The following is a 15,567-nucleotide window of genomic DNA, read 5'->3' as shown; positions in this document are numbered from 1 at the left end:
GATTGACAAAATTTTCACTTATTTCTAATTTAGAACATGACAAATTTTTTCTCAAAGCATCATTTAGTTAAATTGTGACTGAAATATTAAATTGCACCAAATCAGAAGAAATTTTTTCTGCCGCCCAAGAATTAATGCCCGGAGGAGTTAGCTCTCCAGTAAGAGCTTTTAAGTCTGTAGGAGGTCAGCCCATTGTTTTTGATAGAGTCAAAGGTCCTTTTGCTTGGGATATTGATGGAAATAGATATATTGATTATATAGGAAGTTGGGGGCCAGCTATATGTGGACATGCTCACCCTGAAGTTACAACGGCATTACAGGAAGCAATTGAAAAAGGCACTAGCTTTGGTGCTCCATGCGTTTTAGAGAACAAACTTGCTGAAATGGTAATAGATGCAGTCCCATCTGTAGAAATGGTTAGATTTGTTAATAGCGGAACTGAAGCCTGTATGGCTGTTTTGAGGCTTATGCGAGCATTTACTGGAAGAGATAAAGTTATTAAATTTGATGGTTGCTATCACGGCCATGCAGATATGTTTTTAGTGAAAGCAGGATCAGGTGTTGCCACTCTAGGTTTACCAGATTCTCCAGGGGTTCCACGAACAACAACTGCTAACACACTTACTGCTCCCTACAATGATCTTGAAGCAGTAAAAAAATTATTTTCTGAAAATCCTGATGCCATTTCAGGAGTGATTCTTGAGCCTATTGTTGGTAATGCTGGATTTATTACTCCAGAGCCTGGATTCTTGGAAGGATTAAGAGAATTAACAACTGAGAATGGATCCCTATTAGTTTTTGACGAAGTAATGACTGGATTCAGAATAAGTTATGGAGGCGCTCAAGAAAAATTTGGTGTTACTCCTGATTTAACCACACTTGGGAAAGTAATTGGTGGAGGCCTACCTGTTGGAGCTTATGGAGGCAAGAAAGAAATAATGTCAATGGTAGCGCCTTCTGGACCGGTATACCAGGCAGGCACTTTGAGCGGAAACCCACTCGCAATGACTGCTGGAATAAAAACTCTTGAACTACTTAAACAAGAAGGTACATACGATAAACTAGATTCAACAACTTCTAGATTAATTGAAGGGATAATTCAGTCTGCAGAGAATAATGGAATAGCTATTAACGGTGGAAGTGTAAGCGCTATGTTTGGATTTTTCTTATGTGATGGTCCAGTTAGGAACTTTGAAGAAGCTAAAACAAATGATGCTGAACTTTTTAGGAAGTTGCATAGGCAGATGCTTCAACGAGGAATTTACTTGGCGCCAAGTCCTTTTGAAGCTGGTTTCACATCACTAGCTCATAGCGAAGAAGAAATTGATAAAACTATCGAGGCTTTTGATCAATCTTTTAATGAGATAAAAAAATAATCATTTACTTAAAGAAAAATAAGTAAATGATTAACTGATAAAGAAAAATTAATTTTAAAAAATTATCTTTTGCCACCAACTATTACTGGGGGAGTTCTTCCTTCTGAACCTGGAAGGCCAGGAACAACTTGTGTACTTCCATCCCATTTATCAAGAAATAATTTGAAAAGTACTTGATCGTCGAGACTTTTATTTAATGTCTCATATCTAAGTGCTTCTTGTTCAGCAATTTCCACTTCTGTCTTTGCTCTTAGTAATTGCTGACCAGCTATTTGCTTTTGTTCAATAGCAGCTCTGTATTCTTCAGCAATCTCTAATCCGGTAAGATCTAAACTTTTAACATCTACATAATCGAATGAATTTAGTTCTTGAGCCACAGTATCTCCTACTTTTTCAGAAATCACTGCAAATTCAGTAGCAATTGTTTCTAGCTCATATTGAGAAAAAACTGATTTTAGAGCTTTGAGTAAAGATGGCTGGACAATTTTTTGATAAACATCGCTATTTCTGCTTGCAATGGTTGCAAAAATTCTTCCTGCTTCATTAGGTTTTACTGAATACTTAACAGTAGCTGTAGCCCTAATAACCTGAAGATCTTTAGTTAAAGTTTCAAATTTTTCTGGTTGAACTTGAGTTTTAATATCAAATGGAAATACAGACTGAATAAATGGAAGTTTAAAGTTTAAACCAGCTCTCCGAGAGGGGCCACTTACTTTCCCTAATGTTGTAACTACTGCAACTTGTCCAGACGGAACAACAAATAGGGATTGGGTGAGCAAAAGGAAACCAGTGAAAGATAATACAATCAGTAATGTTGCTGTCCCACCAGGACCTGTTGGTGTGACATTTTTAAAGGATGTTGACATTAAATTTATTCTTTTAATTAATCATATTTAAATAGACTAATTAGTGCATTAATAACGCATTTAATTAAAATATTTTTTTAATAATTGTAAAAAGAGATATAAATATTATTTTATTAAATGTTTAATTTAAATTCATGCAAAAGTTGTAAATAAAGGTCCTCATCTATCTCCCTAATGTCATATTCAGAGGGCAAAACACCATGCTTATGTTCATGAACTGCCATCCAACAAAATTTTTCTATTTCTCCATCTGAAAAACGAGGATATTCTTTTACCTTAATAAACAATTTTTTAATAAGAGATTCTGGATAATATGCCATTTTGTTAAATAGTCTTATTAAATATTTTATCTAAAGTTAGCAGCCTTTAGAGGAATGTTTAAAGACTCTTCCAAGTCACTAACAAGTTTAATTGCTAATTGAAGATCATTTTTGCTCTTGCTCGAGACTCTGAGTGTTTCTCCATTGATGCTGACATTAATCTTTTTTATTTGATCTCTAATATTTTTACTAATTTTTTTTGCTATTTCTTGTTTAATGCCCTGTTTTAACAGAATTGTCTGTTTCACTCTATTACCACTCACTATTTCAATTTCACCGTAGTCGAAAATCTTTAAAGATAAGTTTCTTTTTATTGCCTTTTGTCTAATTATGTCATTTACAGCATTTAAGGTTAGTTCACTATTAGTTGTTATAAAAATATTTTCTTTATCTAAATCAACTGAAGTATCAGTTCCTTTCAGATCGTAACGCTGAGAAATCTCTCTTTTTACTTGATCCAAAGTATTAACTAATTCCTGTCTCTCAAAATCAGAAACCACATCAAATGAAAAACTTTCTGCCATCGTAATTTTTTAAACGCAAGATTATTATTCAGCATAAATCAGATTTAATAAAGGGGAAATGTATTAATCTAATCAAAAAATAACAAACTAACCACTTTTCCCATTTCTTCAGCGCATCTACAACTATTTAGTAAGGTTTCACTATCGTGAAAGGCAAAACATATTAGTTGATCACACCTAGTAATAATTTCTTGATTACAAAGGCTACTGGCTAATGGCAAAGGTAATTCATCATTTTCACTTTTCTCAACCAAATGCATAACCCGTTCAAGTTGATCCTTGATTTCGGGTATTTGTCTATCAAGGCTTTGTGGTAATAAAACAGTCAATAATGATGGATTAATATCTAACACAGCTCGAATAACAGCAGCATTAACCCCTTGAGATCCAGATGTAAGAATATTATGTCCCTCCTCTGCTAAGGACCTTGCTATTAACTCAATTAAGTGGATATCGACAACTGGTACATGTCTACTGCCCAAGAAAGCAATCCTCCTCTTCCCATTATCTTGGAGTTTTGCAAGTTCTTGAGCTAAGGCATCAACGCCTTCAGTTGCTGGTAGATCTAAAGAGCGACTCAAAATAAAATTGTACCTATATTTGAAATTAGCATTTATCTGAAAAATTGCAGGGAAAATCTATCTTTTCTAGAATTCTTTTTAGATTTACATGCTCCTGAACTAATTGAACAGCATAAGAAGCTTTAATTGATTCATGTATTCTGACATGACCAAAAGCTTGTTCAATAATTTCTACGGCAGCAAGAGTGTCTAATTCGACTTTTAAAATTGGCACTTCCAATTCCTCTGCTCTATGAATCATTTGTGACAAAGGTTCTCCCAAACCGGTTAAAATGAGGCATTGCGTCGAAGCTTCCAAGGCCGCAAGTTGAATATCAGTTCTGTCAGCTCCAGTAACTACAGCCATATTTCGTCTCCGTCTGAAAAATTCCATTGCAGAATTAACACCCATTGCACCAATGCTTAATGTTTCAACAAGTAATTGATCTTTTTCAGGGCAACAAAGTACTTCGGCATTTAATCTTCTTACAAGTTCACCGACAGTGACACTTCTTAGGAGAGGTGATTTAGGCATCACTCCAAACACTTCAATATTCATGTCATCAAGAGAAGATATTATCTGATTCTTAACTGTTTCAACTTCTTGAGGTAAAACTGCATTCAATACAACTCCTGCCAAATGATCTCCTAATTGTTTTTTTGCATCAAGTAATGCATCTACGCTTTTACAATCTTCCCATAAATTCACAATTAAAACTTTCGCGTCTAAACTCTCAGCTAGTTGTGGGAGGCTTAAACCATAAATCATTCCTTCATGCAGACTTCCAGCCGCTTCAAGAATATTTAATCCTTCAAAATCATCATTAACCAATTCCAAAATTTGATCAAAACCTTTTCCAGGAAGCAAGTCTTTATTAGAGATTCGTTTTTCAGCTGATATATTATCCAATAATCCTACAGAAGAAATTAAATTCTCCTCTTCAATATTTAATGTAGATCCAATAAACTTAACATCATCATCTATTAATCCTTCGTAAGACATTGAAGGTAGATTAGTAAGTTCTATACATGTTGCTAGAGGTTTACCAATACGTACTTTTTTTTTCTCCTGTAAGAGTCTCTTTGCTATCCCAAGAACCAATGCAGACTTCCCGCTAAATGGTTCACATGAACCAATTAATAATATATTGCTCATAATTTTTTTAAATTATCTATCAATAGGTTCAAGATAATATTTTTTTTTGAACTAAACAAATATTTATTTATGAGTTTTAATCAAATAAGTAAAAAAATATTTTTTTCAGTAAATTTATTTTAGTAATTTGATTATTCATCAAAATCAAAAAAAAAATGACAAATACAATGGAAAACGAAAAAACTATTGGAATTACTGGGGCTTCGGGAGCACTAGGGCAAGAACTAATAAAGTTGTTTCGTCAGAAAGGACATAAAGTGATTGGATTCACTCATAGTAAAACCAATCCTGAAAAAAATTTTGCATCTCCTAACGAATGGATTAAATGGGAATGCGGGAAAGAATCAACATTAAAAAAGCATCTAAGAAAGATAGATATTTTAATTTTGAATCACGGCATTTATAATTTGAGTAGAGAAAATTTAAATTATGAAAACTCAATCGAAATAAATGCATTAAGCAAATTCAGATTTTTAAATTTATTTGAAGATATTGCCTTAACAAATAAGTCATTAATAAAAAAAGAGATTTGGATTAACACATCTGAAGCAGAAATATTACCAGCCCTAAATCCATCATATGAGATAAGTAAATCCCTAATTGGCAAATTAGTTTCTTTCAAGAAAAATCTTCTTAACAAAGATACTAAGAAAAAATTAATTATAAAGAAAATCATCTTAGGACCTTTCAAATCAGAACTAAATCCTATTGGGATTATGAGTCCCAAATTTGTTTCCAAGAGGATTTATGATTTAGCCAATTCGAAAAGTCATTTAATAATAATTAGTCCAAATCCATTAACTTACCTACTTTTCCCCTTGAAAGAGTTATTTATTTTTTTGTATTGCCAACTTATCTATAAGTACAAATCTTAGTGGCTAGAAATCTCTATCTGTCAATATTTCAATACCATCTTTTAAAACAACTATTGTATGCTCCCACTGAGCCGATAATTTTCCATCTTTTGTTATAACCGTCCATCTATCATTTAATGTTTTACAAAATTTACTCCCTTCATTAACTATAGGTTCCACAGCTAATGTCATTCCTTCACGAAGAACTATATTTGGCAATTCGTTGGTTCGAAAATTGAATACTGAAGGTTCTTCGTGAAGATTTCTTCCAACTCCATGACCTGTATAATCTTCGACAACACTAAATCCATTTTTTATAACAATATCTTCAATTTCACCAGCCACATCAAGAAGTGTATTCCCTGCCTTGATTTTTGAAAGCCCCGCATATAAAGCTTTAAATGCTACTTCACTAAGGTTTTGAGCCTTTGAACTAACTTCTCCTACACATATTGATATACAACTATCGCCATGAAAGCCATCTAAAAATGCCCCTGTATCAATTTTAACTAAGTCACCATTCTTAATTATTTTATTTTTACTTGGTATTCCATGAACGACCTCATTATTAATACTAGAACAAATACTAGAAGGGAAACCATGATAACCTTTAAAACTTGGCACAGCTCCAAAACTTTTTATCCTCTTTTCTGCGAAATCATCTAAATCTTTTGTGCTCATTCCCGGTTTAATTAAGTCATTAATTTCCCTTAGAACTGTTGCTACTATTCTGCTAGATTTTTTCATCAAATTTATTTCTCGTGCAGACTTTATTTCAATTCCTCTACTCCTCTGAATGAATGGAACTTGATCATTAGTTTTGGAATTATTTTTATTTAATAAAAGATCTGCAAAATGTTTCATTGGAATAAATAATGGTAATAGGTAAATATCATCAAAATAGCCATTATGGACTTGGCTATCTTAAATCTATCAATAACAATGGGAAACAGGAATGAATTTTTTAAATAATTCTAGGCAATTTCATAAAGCTTTGGCTCCTTGGGTTTTTCTTCCATTATTTTTATCTGCAATTACTGGGCTTATTTATAGGATTTCAAAAGATTTATTAGGTTACTCTAGAGACCAAGTTCATTGGTTAATGTCGCTCCATGAGGGGGAATGGCTTGGAAATAATGGAGAATTAATATATGTATTTTTAAATTCTCTTGGAGTTTTATGGATGCTCATAACAGGATTCCAAATGTTTTCAAAAACAATTTCATTTACCAAAAAGGTTACTAAAGGCGAGTCAAAGGGTTAAGATATTAAACTTGTAGGACAAAAAAGACTAAAATGGCTAAAGAGAAACAAGAAAATGAGTTAGAAAACAGCATCAAAACTGACGGATCAATTGATGTGGCAGTTGAAGAGAAAGGAAAAAACATAGTTTCTGAAACTACAAAGAAAATAAATTATTACAACCTTATTGAGGAATTTGAAAATGAACAATTAAAAAAAGAATTACCCGAAATTTATGTTGGAGACACTGTTAAAGTTGGTGTGAGAATTACAGAAGGTAACAAAGAGAGAGTTCAACCTTATGAAGGTGTTGTCATAGCAAAAAGGCATGGGGGTCTTAACCAAACAATTACAGTTAGAAGAATTTTCCAAGGAATAGGTGTTGAAAGAGTATTTATGCTACATAGTCCACAAGTTGCCTCTCTAAAAGTTGAACGTAGAGGTAAAGTAAGGAGAGCTAAGTTATTCTATTTAAGAGATAGAGTAGGAAAAGCTACTCGCGTAAAACAACGCTTTGATCGATAAACTTGTAACTTAACAAGCTTATTGGTCACAAAGACGCTTATAATCTTTAAATGCGTCGTTAGTTCAGTTGGTAGAACGCAGGTCTCCAAAACCTGATGTCGGGGGTTCAAGTCCTCCACGACGCGTTTAATCAACATTATGTAAATCATTTTTTCATAAGATGGAGTTAGATCTTCAACCTGGGGACGTAGTTAAAGTCCTCGAATCAGCAGCTTTAGGATGGGTTCGTGCAAGAGTCATCAGAGTTAAATCTGGTGGAAGAGTTGTTGTACAAAGTGACCAAGGCAGAGAATTTACCGCCAGAGGTAATCAAGTTAGATTGATAGAACCTGCTGGCTTTAGACCTCAAAAATAAATAGTTTTTCATTTTTAGATAGCCCTAAAACTAACTATTTCTTTAAATTCCTCAAATTAATAAATTTTTTTTATTACAACAACATTAATTCAGTATTATCATCTGATAATTTTAAGAATGAAGTTCTAATTAAATTTAGAACTAAAAGCACTGGGACCGTAGTTCAACTGGTTAGAGCACCGCCCTGTCACGGCGGAAGTTGCGGGTTCGAATCCCGTCGGTCCCGTTTTTTTCTAAAAAAATTTGGAAAAACGTTTAAGATTAGCTCCAAGTCCAACAGGTTTATTTCATATTGGTACAGCTCGAACAGCATTATTCAACTGGTTGTATGCGCAAAAAATAGGAGGTAAATTCCTCATCAGAATAGAAGATACAGATTTTCTCCGATCTAAATCTGAATACACAGCAAATATATTAGAAGGTTTGAAATGGCTTGGACTTAAATGGGATGAAGAGCCTGTGAATCAAAGTGAACGAATTTCTATTCACAAAAACTACATCAAAAAGCTGTTGGAATGTGGAGCTGCATATAGATGCTTTACTACAGAAGATGAGATTTCTGAGCTAAGAGAAGAACAAAAAAAGAAAGGATTACCCCCTAAGCATGACAATAGGCACAGAAATCTTTCAAAAGAAGAAATAGAAACATTCATATCCAAAGGAAGGACTTCCGTAATTAGGTTTAAGATTGACGAAAAAATAAAAATCACATGGGTAGATCAGATAAGGGGCGAGATTAAATGGCAAGGCAAGGACTTGGGGGGAGATTTAGTCTTATCAAGAAGGGCTTTGGAATATGAGATTGGAGATCCTTTGTATAATCTTGCAGTTGTAATTGATGATAATTTCATGAATATCACTCATGTAGTTAGGGGGGAAGACCATATCTCAAATACTGCTAAACAAATATTGATCTATAAAGCATTAGATTTTAAATTACCAACGTTTTCACATACTCCTCTAATACTAAATGAAGAAGGGAAAAAATTATCTAAGAGAGATTGCGTTACTTCAATCGACGAATTTAAAGATATGGGATATTTACCTGAAGCGTTAGCAAACTATATGGCCTTTCTAGGTTGGTCCCCAAAATCTGTTGAGGGTGAAATACTCTCACTTGACGAGATATCTAAAATTTTTGACTTATCAGATATAAATAAAGCTGGAGCAAAATTCAATTGGGAAAAACTAAACTGGATTAATTCTCAATATATAAAGAATATGGATTCAATCAAGTTAAGTAAGATCATTCAGAGATACTGGGATGATTTAGGTTGGGAACCTCCATCTAAAGAATGGGCTATAAAATTAGTAACTTTGATTAGAGACTCGATGATCCTTTTAAAAGATGCTATTGATCAATCAAAACCATTTTTCTTATTACCGCCAATTCAAAAAGAGGGTCAAAATTTTCTCGAAAACATTGATAGCAAAGCTTCTCTAAAACTTATATTAAATTATTTAATAGAACAAAAGACCGTAAAACTAGATAAAGAGAAAGCCAAGGAAATAATAAACGAAATCTCAAAAAGGCATAATGTAAAAAAAGGGATTTTAATGAAATCATTAAGAGTGGCCTTTTTTGGTTGTCTAAGTGGGCCAGATTTAATTCAAAGTTGGGAACTCTTCTCAGAGAGTCAAAGTGATCTATTGAGAATTGAAAGATGTCTTATTACTATCTAGTATTTTTTTGTGCTAAATCAAGTCGATTCGCCAAAGGTTTAGCCGTAAGTCCTTGAATTCCTACTGTCATTAATATAGTAAGAAAAACTAAGCCTTGTAGACGTCCAGCCCCAAGGATACCAGCCTGCTCTAATCTGATAGAAAAAAGAGAGGCTACTGCTGCAGTAACAATACCTCTTGGAGCTAACCAGGCTAAAAATACTTTTTCCTTTAAGTTTAATTCTCTGCCCATTGTTGCTAAAAAGATAGCAATAGGACGAACAATTATCATTATCATAAAAACGCAAACCACCCCTCCCCAACCCAGCGGACTTAATTCACCCCAAGAAACATCCGCTGCCAAAAGAGGGAAAAGAACTGTTATTGCTAATTGAGCCAATTCACCTATTAGATTATCCAATCTATCCTTATCAATTATTTCTCTTTTACCCACAATAAATCCTGAAGCGACAGATGCAGGCAATCCTGATTCTGGTAAAAAATATTCACAAATTCCATACACAAGGAAAATAAAACCAAGGGTAACCTGGAGTTCTATACCAAATGAGGCTTCATTTTTTATTTTTTTTAAAATTTCTGATAGTAACCATCCTGAACTTAAACCTATTAGAACTCCGCCCCCTAATCTTTGCATTAATGCAATAAATACATCGTTAATCCCACGTAGGTCCCCTAAAGTCAGTTCTAAAAGTAACAAAGCTAGGACTGCACCAATTGGTTCAAGTAACAACCCCTCAGCTTTTAAAACTTCCGAAAGAGGGGAAGTTAATTTTATTTGTTCAACTAATGGAGAGACTACTGTTGGTCCAGTAGCTAGAACTATGGCACTATATATTCCTGCAACTTGCCATGAAAGACCAGCCAGCCAATGAGCAATAAAGATTCCAGCTGATAATGAAATAAATAGTCTTAATAATGAAATTTTCAAAACAGTATTTCTTATATTCCCTTCAGGCAATTTTAAATTCAGTCCCCCTTCAAATAGAACTAAGCAGACTAAAAGTCCAACAATAGTTTCAAGCCCTTGTCCAAGATCTAAAGGCTCAACTAATCCTAAGCCTGATCTTCCGATGAATAATCCAGAAAGTAATAAAATAACAACACTTGGGAATCCTGTAAAAGAAGAGAATAGTCGAGCACAAGCACCTGCGAATACAGTTATTCCCCAAAGTAATCCAAGCCTTTCAGGCGTCATATAAACTTATAAATAATAAAAACTATTAATTATTTTGATTAAATCAATAATCTCATCACAAGTCCATTAAATAGAATACTTTTTAATTTAATTAATCAGCTGAACAAAGCTCAAATCCATTAAATCTCTCAAAACCACTTATAAGTCAAACAATTTTTCTCTACTAGGAAAATTGGCTTATTAAAGCAATAACAATAAGAATTATTCCTATACCAATAGTTGCCATCCTTCCATTCCATATTTCAGCTTGCGGGGTAAACCCTCTTTTCCATAAATTCAGTTCCTGCTTATCAACAAGGTTTTTTGTTTCTTTAATCTCGATTTTAGGTTGTTTGTTCATTGAAGTTAGAAAGGAGGGTTTTCTTCATAAAGGGTATTGGCTTGTTCAATTGATAGTCTTCCTGATACACCTAATTTAAGGGAACTTAAATGATCCTTAAATTTGATCCTGAACAACGCTGCTGCTCCAATCATCGCCGCATTATCTGTACAAAGATTAAGGGGAGCTAAATGAACTTTAATAGATTTTTTACTAGCTTCATTAATCATCATTTTTCTTAATGTATTATTAGCAGCCACTCCTCCAACAACAACAATATTATCCAAGCTATGATCTATTGCACATCTTATAGTTCTCTCTACCAAGACCTCTGCCACTACCCTCTCAAAACTTGCAGCAATATCAGGAACTGGGACAGTCTTACCGTCTAAATTTATTTTCTCAACTAATCTTAAAACAGCAGTTTTTAGACCACTAAAAGAGAAATCATATTTAAGAAATCCGCCCTTTTTATCAGAAATCCTACATTTTGGTAAATTGAATTTCATAGGATCCCCATTTTTAGCAATCTTTTCAATTGCCGGTCCTCCGGGATAACTAAGACCTAATAATCTTCCAACTTTATCAAAGGCTTCTCCAGCTGCATCATCAAAACTTTTTCCAAGTCTTTGCATTCCCCTTCTATTATCAACCTTTATCAATTCTGTATGTCCGCCACTCACAAGTAATGTAAGAAAAGATTTCTTTGGATAGTTTTCTGAAAATAGAATTGAAGATAAATGCCCCTCTAAATGATGAATTCCCAAGAATGGCTTTGAATGTAACATGCAAAGTGATCTTGCAGTTATGGATCCAACTCGCAAACATCCAACTAATCCAGGAGCTACAGTTGATGCAATATAATCAACTTCCTCAATTTTCATTTTTGATACTGTTAAAGCCTTTTCTAAAACAAAAGGTAATGACTCTAGATGCTTTCTAGCTGCAAGTTCAGGAACAACTCCTCCCCATTTTGAATGATCCTCAATTTGAGATGCAATGATATTTGAATGAATAATGAAAGTATCGCCAATATTAGAAACTATTGAGACAGATGTCTCATCACAACTTGTTTCAATAGCTAAAACTTTACGCATATTTGGTTCAACTTGTTCTATTTTAATATTAATTTCTTACTTAACACACTATAAAGGAATTAAAGATTGCAACTTATGAAATTCTTTTTTTCAATCATAACCTCGTTTTTTCTGTTCCTAGGAATTACTCCAATTGCCTTAGCTGCTAATGGGCCTGCCTTAAACGCAGACAGAGCAAGCACAGAATTTACTGCATCAGCACTCAATAAATGCTCTGAAAATCCTAGGTTCATTGAGAGAGCAAGTTCTGCTACTACTCAAAAAGACATAGCAAGATTTGAAAGATATGGCAAAGCATCTTGCGGTGATGATGGCTTACCTCATTTAATTTTGGGAGCCCCATTAGAACCATGGGGAGCACTTTTAAACAGAGGCCATGAAGGAGACCTTCTTATTCCAGGCACAATATTTATATATATTGCTGGCATAATTGGTTGGTCAGGGAGAGAGTATCTAATTGAATCTAAAAAGACTAAAAATCCTGCTGACATGGAAATCTTTATAGACTTCGGGCTAGCCCAGAAATGTCTTATAAAAGGAGCCCAGTGGCCATTACTTGCAAACAAGCAAGGAAGAAGTGGAGAACTTAGAGAATCAGATAAAAACATCACTCTAAATGGTCCACGCTAAACCTTAACTTAAATATTAATCAAAAAAATGTTCAAACTATTTAGTACAAAATACATGAGATCAGCTCCTGTCGTAGCAGCAGCTTGGATTACTATGACCGCAGGAATCATTATTGAATTTAATAGATTTTTCCCAGACTTATTATTCCACCCAATGAGCTGATTAGAGAGAGAATAGTCAAGTTTGTATTAACTTGATTATTCTTTTAGCTGTTTCATCAACATTGTGATTTGTTAATTGAAAATCAAATTGATTTGATACTGAAATCTCATAACTAGCCCTTAAGAGTCTTTTTTTAATTGCCTCTTCTTTTTCTGTGCCCCTATTTCTTATTCTTCTCTCTAGCTCTGCTTTGTCCGGAGGGAGTAAAAATATTGAAAGTGATTCAGGAAACTTTTCCTTTATTTGCTTAGCACCTTCCACTTCAATTTCAAGTAAAACGTTAAATCCCTTTTTAATTTTCTCATTGACAGAAGATAAAGGAGTTCCATAATAGTTCCCAGCAAATTGAGCCCATTCAAGAAAAAGGTTTTTTTTAATCATTTCTTTAAACTTTTCTTGATTCAAAAAGTAATAGTTTTCTCCCTCCTTCTCTCCCTCTCTAGGTTCTCTAGTGGTTGCAGATATTGAAAGCCAAATATTTTTATCTTTACCTAATATTTCTTTAACAACAGTTCCTTTACCCACCCCGCTAGGTCCGGTAAGGATAATGAGTTTTTTTTGATTTTTCATATAAAAAAGTTTTACAGTAAAATGAACATCTTGTGAATTAAAAAGAAATAATGCAAAAAAGTGTGCCGCAGATAATGGATATTACATCGATTAGATCTGTCTTGCATTATTTAACAAAGAACATTTTACCTACAAAGTTCGAAACTGCCCAACAACCACAGCCTAATACTATTCAATTATGTTTCAGAGGCGTTGATTCTCAAACTTGGTTAGAAGTTTCATGGAATGGTGACTCTCCCAGAATACTAAAGATAAATAAGCCAGAAAAGATTGGAAGAGAAAGCACACTTTCTAAACAAATCAGATACGGATTAAAATATATGGCTTTAATTTCGATTAATCAAGATGATTTCGAGAGAGTTATAAAATTTGGTTTTGCAAAAAAACCTGGAGATGATATTAGCAAGTATTTAATTTTTGAGTTAATGGGAAAACATAGTAATATTTTTTATTTGGATAATAAATATAAAATAATTGCAGTAGGTAAGCAAATCAATTCAAGTCAATCTAGTTTTAGAACAATTTCAACAGGGTCAATTTATTCTGACCCTCCAGTCAATCTCAAAAAACGACCTAGAGAAGATGAGTCTTTTCAATCATGGAAAGACTCAATTTCAACAGTACCTGAATCTTTAAAATACTGTTTAATAAATACCTACCAAGGAGTAAGCCCTATCCTCACAAAACAATTAGAGGTAGTTAGTAACACTAGCTATTCGGAAATAATGGAAAAAAATATTGATTTCATTAGCGATGCGAACTTAAAGGAGATATTTAAAAGTTGGAAGATATGGATAAATAGGTTTAACAACAATAACTTTAATTTTTCAATATTTAATAAATGTTTTTATTGCGTTTGGTTTTTAGATAAAGAAATTAACTGTGAAAATAAAATAGATTTATGCACTGGTTTAGAGAATTATTATGATTATCATTTAAAACAAAAAAAACTTGAATTCTTAGTAAAAAAAATTGAAGGGATAATTTTCAAACAAACTAATAATGAAAAAAAGAATTTAAATGCTCAATATGATCTTCTATCAAAGTCAGAAAACTACAAAGTATATAAAGAAAAAGCTGACAAGATATTCACAACAAATGAGATCAAAAAACAAGATATTATTAGAGGACAAAAACTCTATAAAAAATCAAAAAAACTAAAAAGATCTAGAGAATTGATAAAAGAAAGACTCAATATTTACAAAACTAATCTGGATAGATTAGATGAATTCACTACACTTTTAGAAAATCTAAATTCTTTAAATCATGAAGATCTGATTGTAAAAATTAAACTATTAGAAGAAATTATTGAAGAAATTTGTAACGAGTTTAATATTCATCTAAAGAGGCAAAGAGAAGATAAGAAAAGTTCATCTGAGATACAATCTTCACCAATGCAAGTTGATACTCCTACAGGATTGAAGCTTCAAGTTGGGAGAAATATGAGGCAAAATGATTTAATAAGCTTTAAGTTTTCAAAAAAGGGCGATCTATGGTTTCATGCACAGGAATCTCCAGGAAGTCATGTGGTTTTAAAGTCTTCATCTCAAGCAGCATCTGAACAAGATCTTCAAATTGCTGCAGATCTAGCTGCTTTATTTAGTAAGGCAAAAAGAAACATTAAAGTTCCAATTAATTTAGTAAAGATTAAAGATTTGCAAAAAATAAAAAAAGGAGGACCTGGATGCGTTTCCTTTAAAAATGTAGAAATTATTTGGGGAAATCCTACAAGAGGAGAAGATTACATTAAAAAAAATCTTAAAACTGTAATTTAGTTTATAATAAAAAAAAATTTATAAATCTAAATGTTTGATTTTCTTTTGGGTACTCATGAATTTTTAGGAAATCATAGTTTTCCAGAATTTATTGTTGGATATCTATTTGGCGCTGCATTAATAATTGGAGCTCCTACTGTTTTCTTATTACTTGCCTTCGTAAGTGCTCTAATGAAAACAAATGGAAAAATGGGTGGGTATAGAGAGTATGAAACTTATGGAGAATCATCTTTAAATGATGCCCCTCCTTTCTTATTACCAGATCCAACCAATCCTAAATGAAGCAAATAACTAAATTGATCAAAAATAAAATTTGACTTTGGCGAGAGTAATTTTAAACCTTTTTCTTACAAAATCT

At 33.0% G+C, this 15,567-nt stretch carries 20 protein-coding genes and 2 tRNA genes; 12 read left to right on the top strand and 10 right to left on the bottom strand.

Features of this window, described 5'->3' with window-relative positions; all coding sequences use genetic code 11:
* Nucleotides 1-74 precede the first annotated feature (74 nt).
* A complete protein-coding gene (hemL, locus tag HA146_RS02515) occupies nucleotides 75-1,376 on the top strand; it encodes a glutamate-1-semialdehyde 2,1-aminomutase (RefSeq protein ID WP_209108000.1) in 1,302 nt (433 codons plus the stop codon).
* Nucleotides 1,377-1,438: 62 nt separating this feature from the next.
* Here the strand turns inward: hemL and HA146_RS02510 are convergent, their stop codons facing one another.
* The 5 genes from HA146_RS02510 to HA146_RS02490 form a co-directional block, all read right to left on the bottom strand.
* Nucleotides 1,439-2,242, bottom strand: a complete 804-nt coding sequence (locus tag HA146_RS02510) for a prohibitin family protein (RefSeq protein WP_209107999.1) — start codon at nucleotides 2,240-2,242, stop codon at nucleotides 1,439-1,441.
* A 113-nt stretch (nucleotides 2,243-2,355) separates the two neighbouring features.
* A complete protein-coding gene (locus tag HA146_RS02505) occupies nucleotides 2,356-2,562 on the bottom strand; it encodes a hypothetical protein (RefSeq protein WP_209107998.1) in 207 nt (68 codons plus the stop codon).
* A 26-nt stretch (nucleotides 2,563-2,588) separates the two neighbouring features.
* Nucleotides 2,589-3,086 (bottom strand): YajQ family cyclic di-GMP-binding protein, encoded by a 498-nt coding sequence (locus HA146_RS02500; RefSeq protein ID WP_209107997.1) that lies wholly within the window; start codon nucleotides 3,084-3,086, stop codon nucleotides 2,589-2,591.
* Nucleotides 3,087-3,154: 68 nt separating this feature from the next.
* Nucleotides 3,155-3,667 (bottom strand): hypothetical protein, encoded by a 513-nt coding sequence (locus HA146_RS02495; RefSeq protein ID WP_011817989.1) that lies wholly within the window; start codon nucleotides 3,665-3,667, stop codon nucleotides 3,155-3,157.
* A gap of 25 nt (nucleotides 3,668-3,692) precedes the next feature.
* A complete protein-coding gene (locus HA146_RS02490) occupies nucleotides 3,693-4,802 on the bottom strand; it encodes a phosphotransacetylase family protein (protein ID WP_209107996.1) in 1,110 nt (369 codons plus the stop codon).
* Nucleotides 4,803-4,957: 155 nt separating this feature from the next.
* Between HA146_RS02490 and HA146_RS02485 the strand changes: the two genes are divergently transcribed.
* Nucleotides 4,958-5,677 (top strand): SDR family oxidoreductase, encoded by a 720-nt coding sequence (locus HA146_RS02485; RefSeq protein ID WP_209107995.1) that lies wholly within the window; start codon nucleotides 4,958-4,960, stop codon nucleotides 5,675-5,677.
* A gap of 3 nt (nucleotides 5,678-5,680) precedes the next feature.
* On the opposite strand, the gene map is transcribed toward HA146_RS02485, so the two are convergent.
* On the bottom strand, nucleotides 5,681-6,520 hold the full coding sequence (gene map / locus HA146_RS02480; RefSeq protein WP_209107994.1) for a type I methionyl aminopeptidase: 840 nt from the start codon (nucleotides 6,518-6,520) through the stop codon (nucleotides 5,681-5,683).
* Between the two features lie 91 nt (nucleotides 6,521-6,611).
* Between map and HA146_RS02475 the strand changes: the two genes are divergently transcribed.
* The 6 genes from HA146_RS02475 (at nucleotide 6,612) to gltX (ending at nucleotide 9,461) form a co-directional block, all read left to right on the top strand.
* Entirely contained in the window at nucleotides 6,612-6,920 is a 309-nt protein-coding gene (locus HA146_RS02475) for a PepSY domain-containing protein (protein ID WP_209107993.1), read from the top strand.
* A 32-nt stretch (nucleotides 6,921-6,952) separates the two neighbouring features.
* Entirely contained in the window at nucleotides 6,953-7,423 is a 471-nt protein-coding gene (rplS, locus tag HA146_RS02470; RefSeq protein WP_245157401.1) for a 50S ribosomal protein L19, read from the top strand.
* Between the two features lie 52 nt (nucleotides 7,424-7,475).
* A tRNA-Trp gene (locus HA146_RS02465) sits at nucleotides 7,476-7,548 on the top strand.
* A 35-nt stretch (nucleotides 7,549-7,583) separates the two neighbouring features.
* The gene (locus tag HA146_RS02460; RefSeq protein WP_002807701.1) at nucleotides 7,584-7,778 is read left to right on the top strand and encodes a hypothetical protein; all 195 of its coding nucleotides are present in this window, start codon (nucleotides 7,584-7,586) and stop codon (nucleotides 7,776-7,778) included.
* A gap of 152 nt (nucleotides 7,779-7,930) precedes the next feature.
* A tRNA-Asp gene (locus tag HA146_RS02455) sits at nucleotides 7,931-8,004 on the top strand.
* A gap of 17 nt (nucleotides 8,005-8,021) precedes the next feature.
* Nucleotides 8,022-9,461, top strand: a complete 1,440-nt coding sequence (gene gltX, locus HA146_RS02450) for a glutamate--tRNA ligase (protein WP_209107992.1) — start codon at nucleotides 8,022-8,024, stop codon at nucleotides 9,459-9,461.
* Here gltX and HA146_RS02445 read toward each other — a convergent pair.
* The 3 genes from HA146_RS02445 to tsaD form a co-directional block, all read right to left on the bottom strand.
* On the bottom strand, nucleotides 9,454-10,656 hold the full coding sequence (locus HA146_RS02445) for a cation:proton antiporter (protein WP_209107991.1): 1,203 nt from the start codon (nucleotides 10,654-10,656) through the stop codon (nucleotides 9,454-9,456). The genes gltX and HA146_RS02445 overlap by 8 nt on opposite strands.
* Nucleotides 10,657-10,819: 163 nt before the next feature.
* On the bottom strand, nucleotides 10,820-10,996 hold the full coding sequence (locus HA146_RS02440; RefSeq protein WP_209107990.1) for a high light inducible protein: 177 nt from the start codon (nucleotides 10,994-10,996) through the stop codon (nucleotides 10,820-10,822).
* Nucleotides 10,997-11,001: 5 nt separating this feature from the next.
* A complete protein-coding gene (gene tsaD / locus HA146_RS02435) occupies nucleotides 11,002-12,072 on the bottom strand; it encodes a tRNA (adenosine(37)-N6)-threonylcarbamoyltransferase complex transferase subunit TsaD (protein ID WP_209107989.1) in 1,071 nt (356 codons plus the stop codon).
* Nucleotides 12,073-12,147: 75 nt separating this feature from the next.
* On the opposite strand from tsaD, the gene HA146_RS02430 reads away from it, so the two are divergent.
* Nucleotides 12,148-12,702, top strand: coding sequence for a Photosystem I reaction center subunit III (locus HA146_RS02430; protein WP_209107988.1), 555 nt, complete (start codon nucleotides 12,148-12,150; stop codon nucleotides 12,700-12,702).
* A 27-nt stretch (nucleotides 12,703-12,729) separates the two neighbouring features.
* Nucleotides 12,730-12,864, top strand: a complete 135-nt coding sequence (gene psaJ, locus HA146_RS02425; protein ID WP_011376028.1) for a photosystem I reaction center subunit IX — start codon at nucleotides 12,730-12,732, stop codon at nucleotides 12,862-12,864.
* A 15-nt stretch (nucleotides 12,865-12,879) separates the two neighbouring features.
* Here psaJ and gmk read toward each other — a convergent pair whose 3' ends face one another.
* Nucleotides 12,880-13,434, bottom strand: coding sequence for a guanylate kinase (gene gmk / locus HA146_RS02420; RefSeq protein WP_209107987.1), 555 nt, complete (start codon nucleotides 13,432-13,434; stop codon nucleotides 12,880-12,882).
* Nucleotides 13,435-13,508: 74 nt separating this feature from the next.
* On the opposite strand from gmk, the gene HA146_RS02415 reads away from it, so the two are divergent.
* Together HA146_RS02415 and HA146_RS02410 are read left to right on the top strand one after the other, a co-directional pair.
* Entirely contained in the window at nucleotides 13,509-15,209 is a 1,701-nt protein-coding gene (locus tag HA146_RS02415; RefSeq protein ID WP_209108467.1) for an NFACT RNA binding domain-containing protein, read from the top strand.
* Nucleotides 15,210-15,239: 30 nt separating this feature from the next.
* Nucleotides 15,240-15,491 (top strand): hypothetical protein, encoded by a 252-nt coding sequence (locus HA146_RS02410; protein WP_025929890.1) that lies wholly within the window; start codon nucleotides 15,240-15,242, stop codon nucleotides 15,489-15,491.
* The last annotated feature ends 76 nt before the right edge of the window (nucleotides 15,492-15,567 follow it).

Source organism: Prochlorococcus marinus CUG1416 (assembly GCF_017695965.1).
Taxonomy (GTDB): Bacteria; Cyanobacteriota; Cyanobacteriia; order PCC-6307; family Cyanobiaceae; genus Prochlorococcus_A.
The sequence above is the reverse complement of the archived record's forward strand: the minus strand, read 5'-3'. Positions and strand labels throughout refer to the sequence as shown.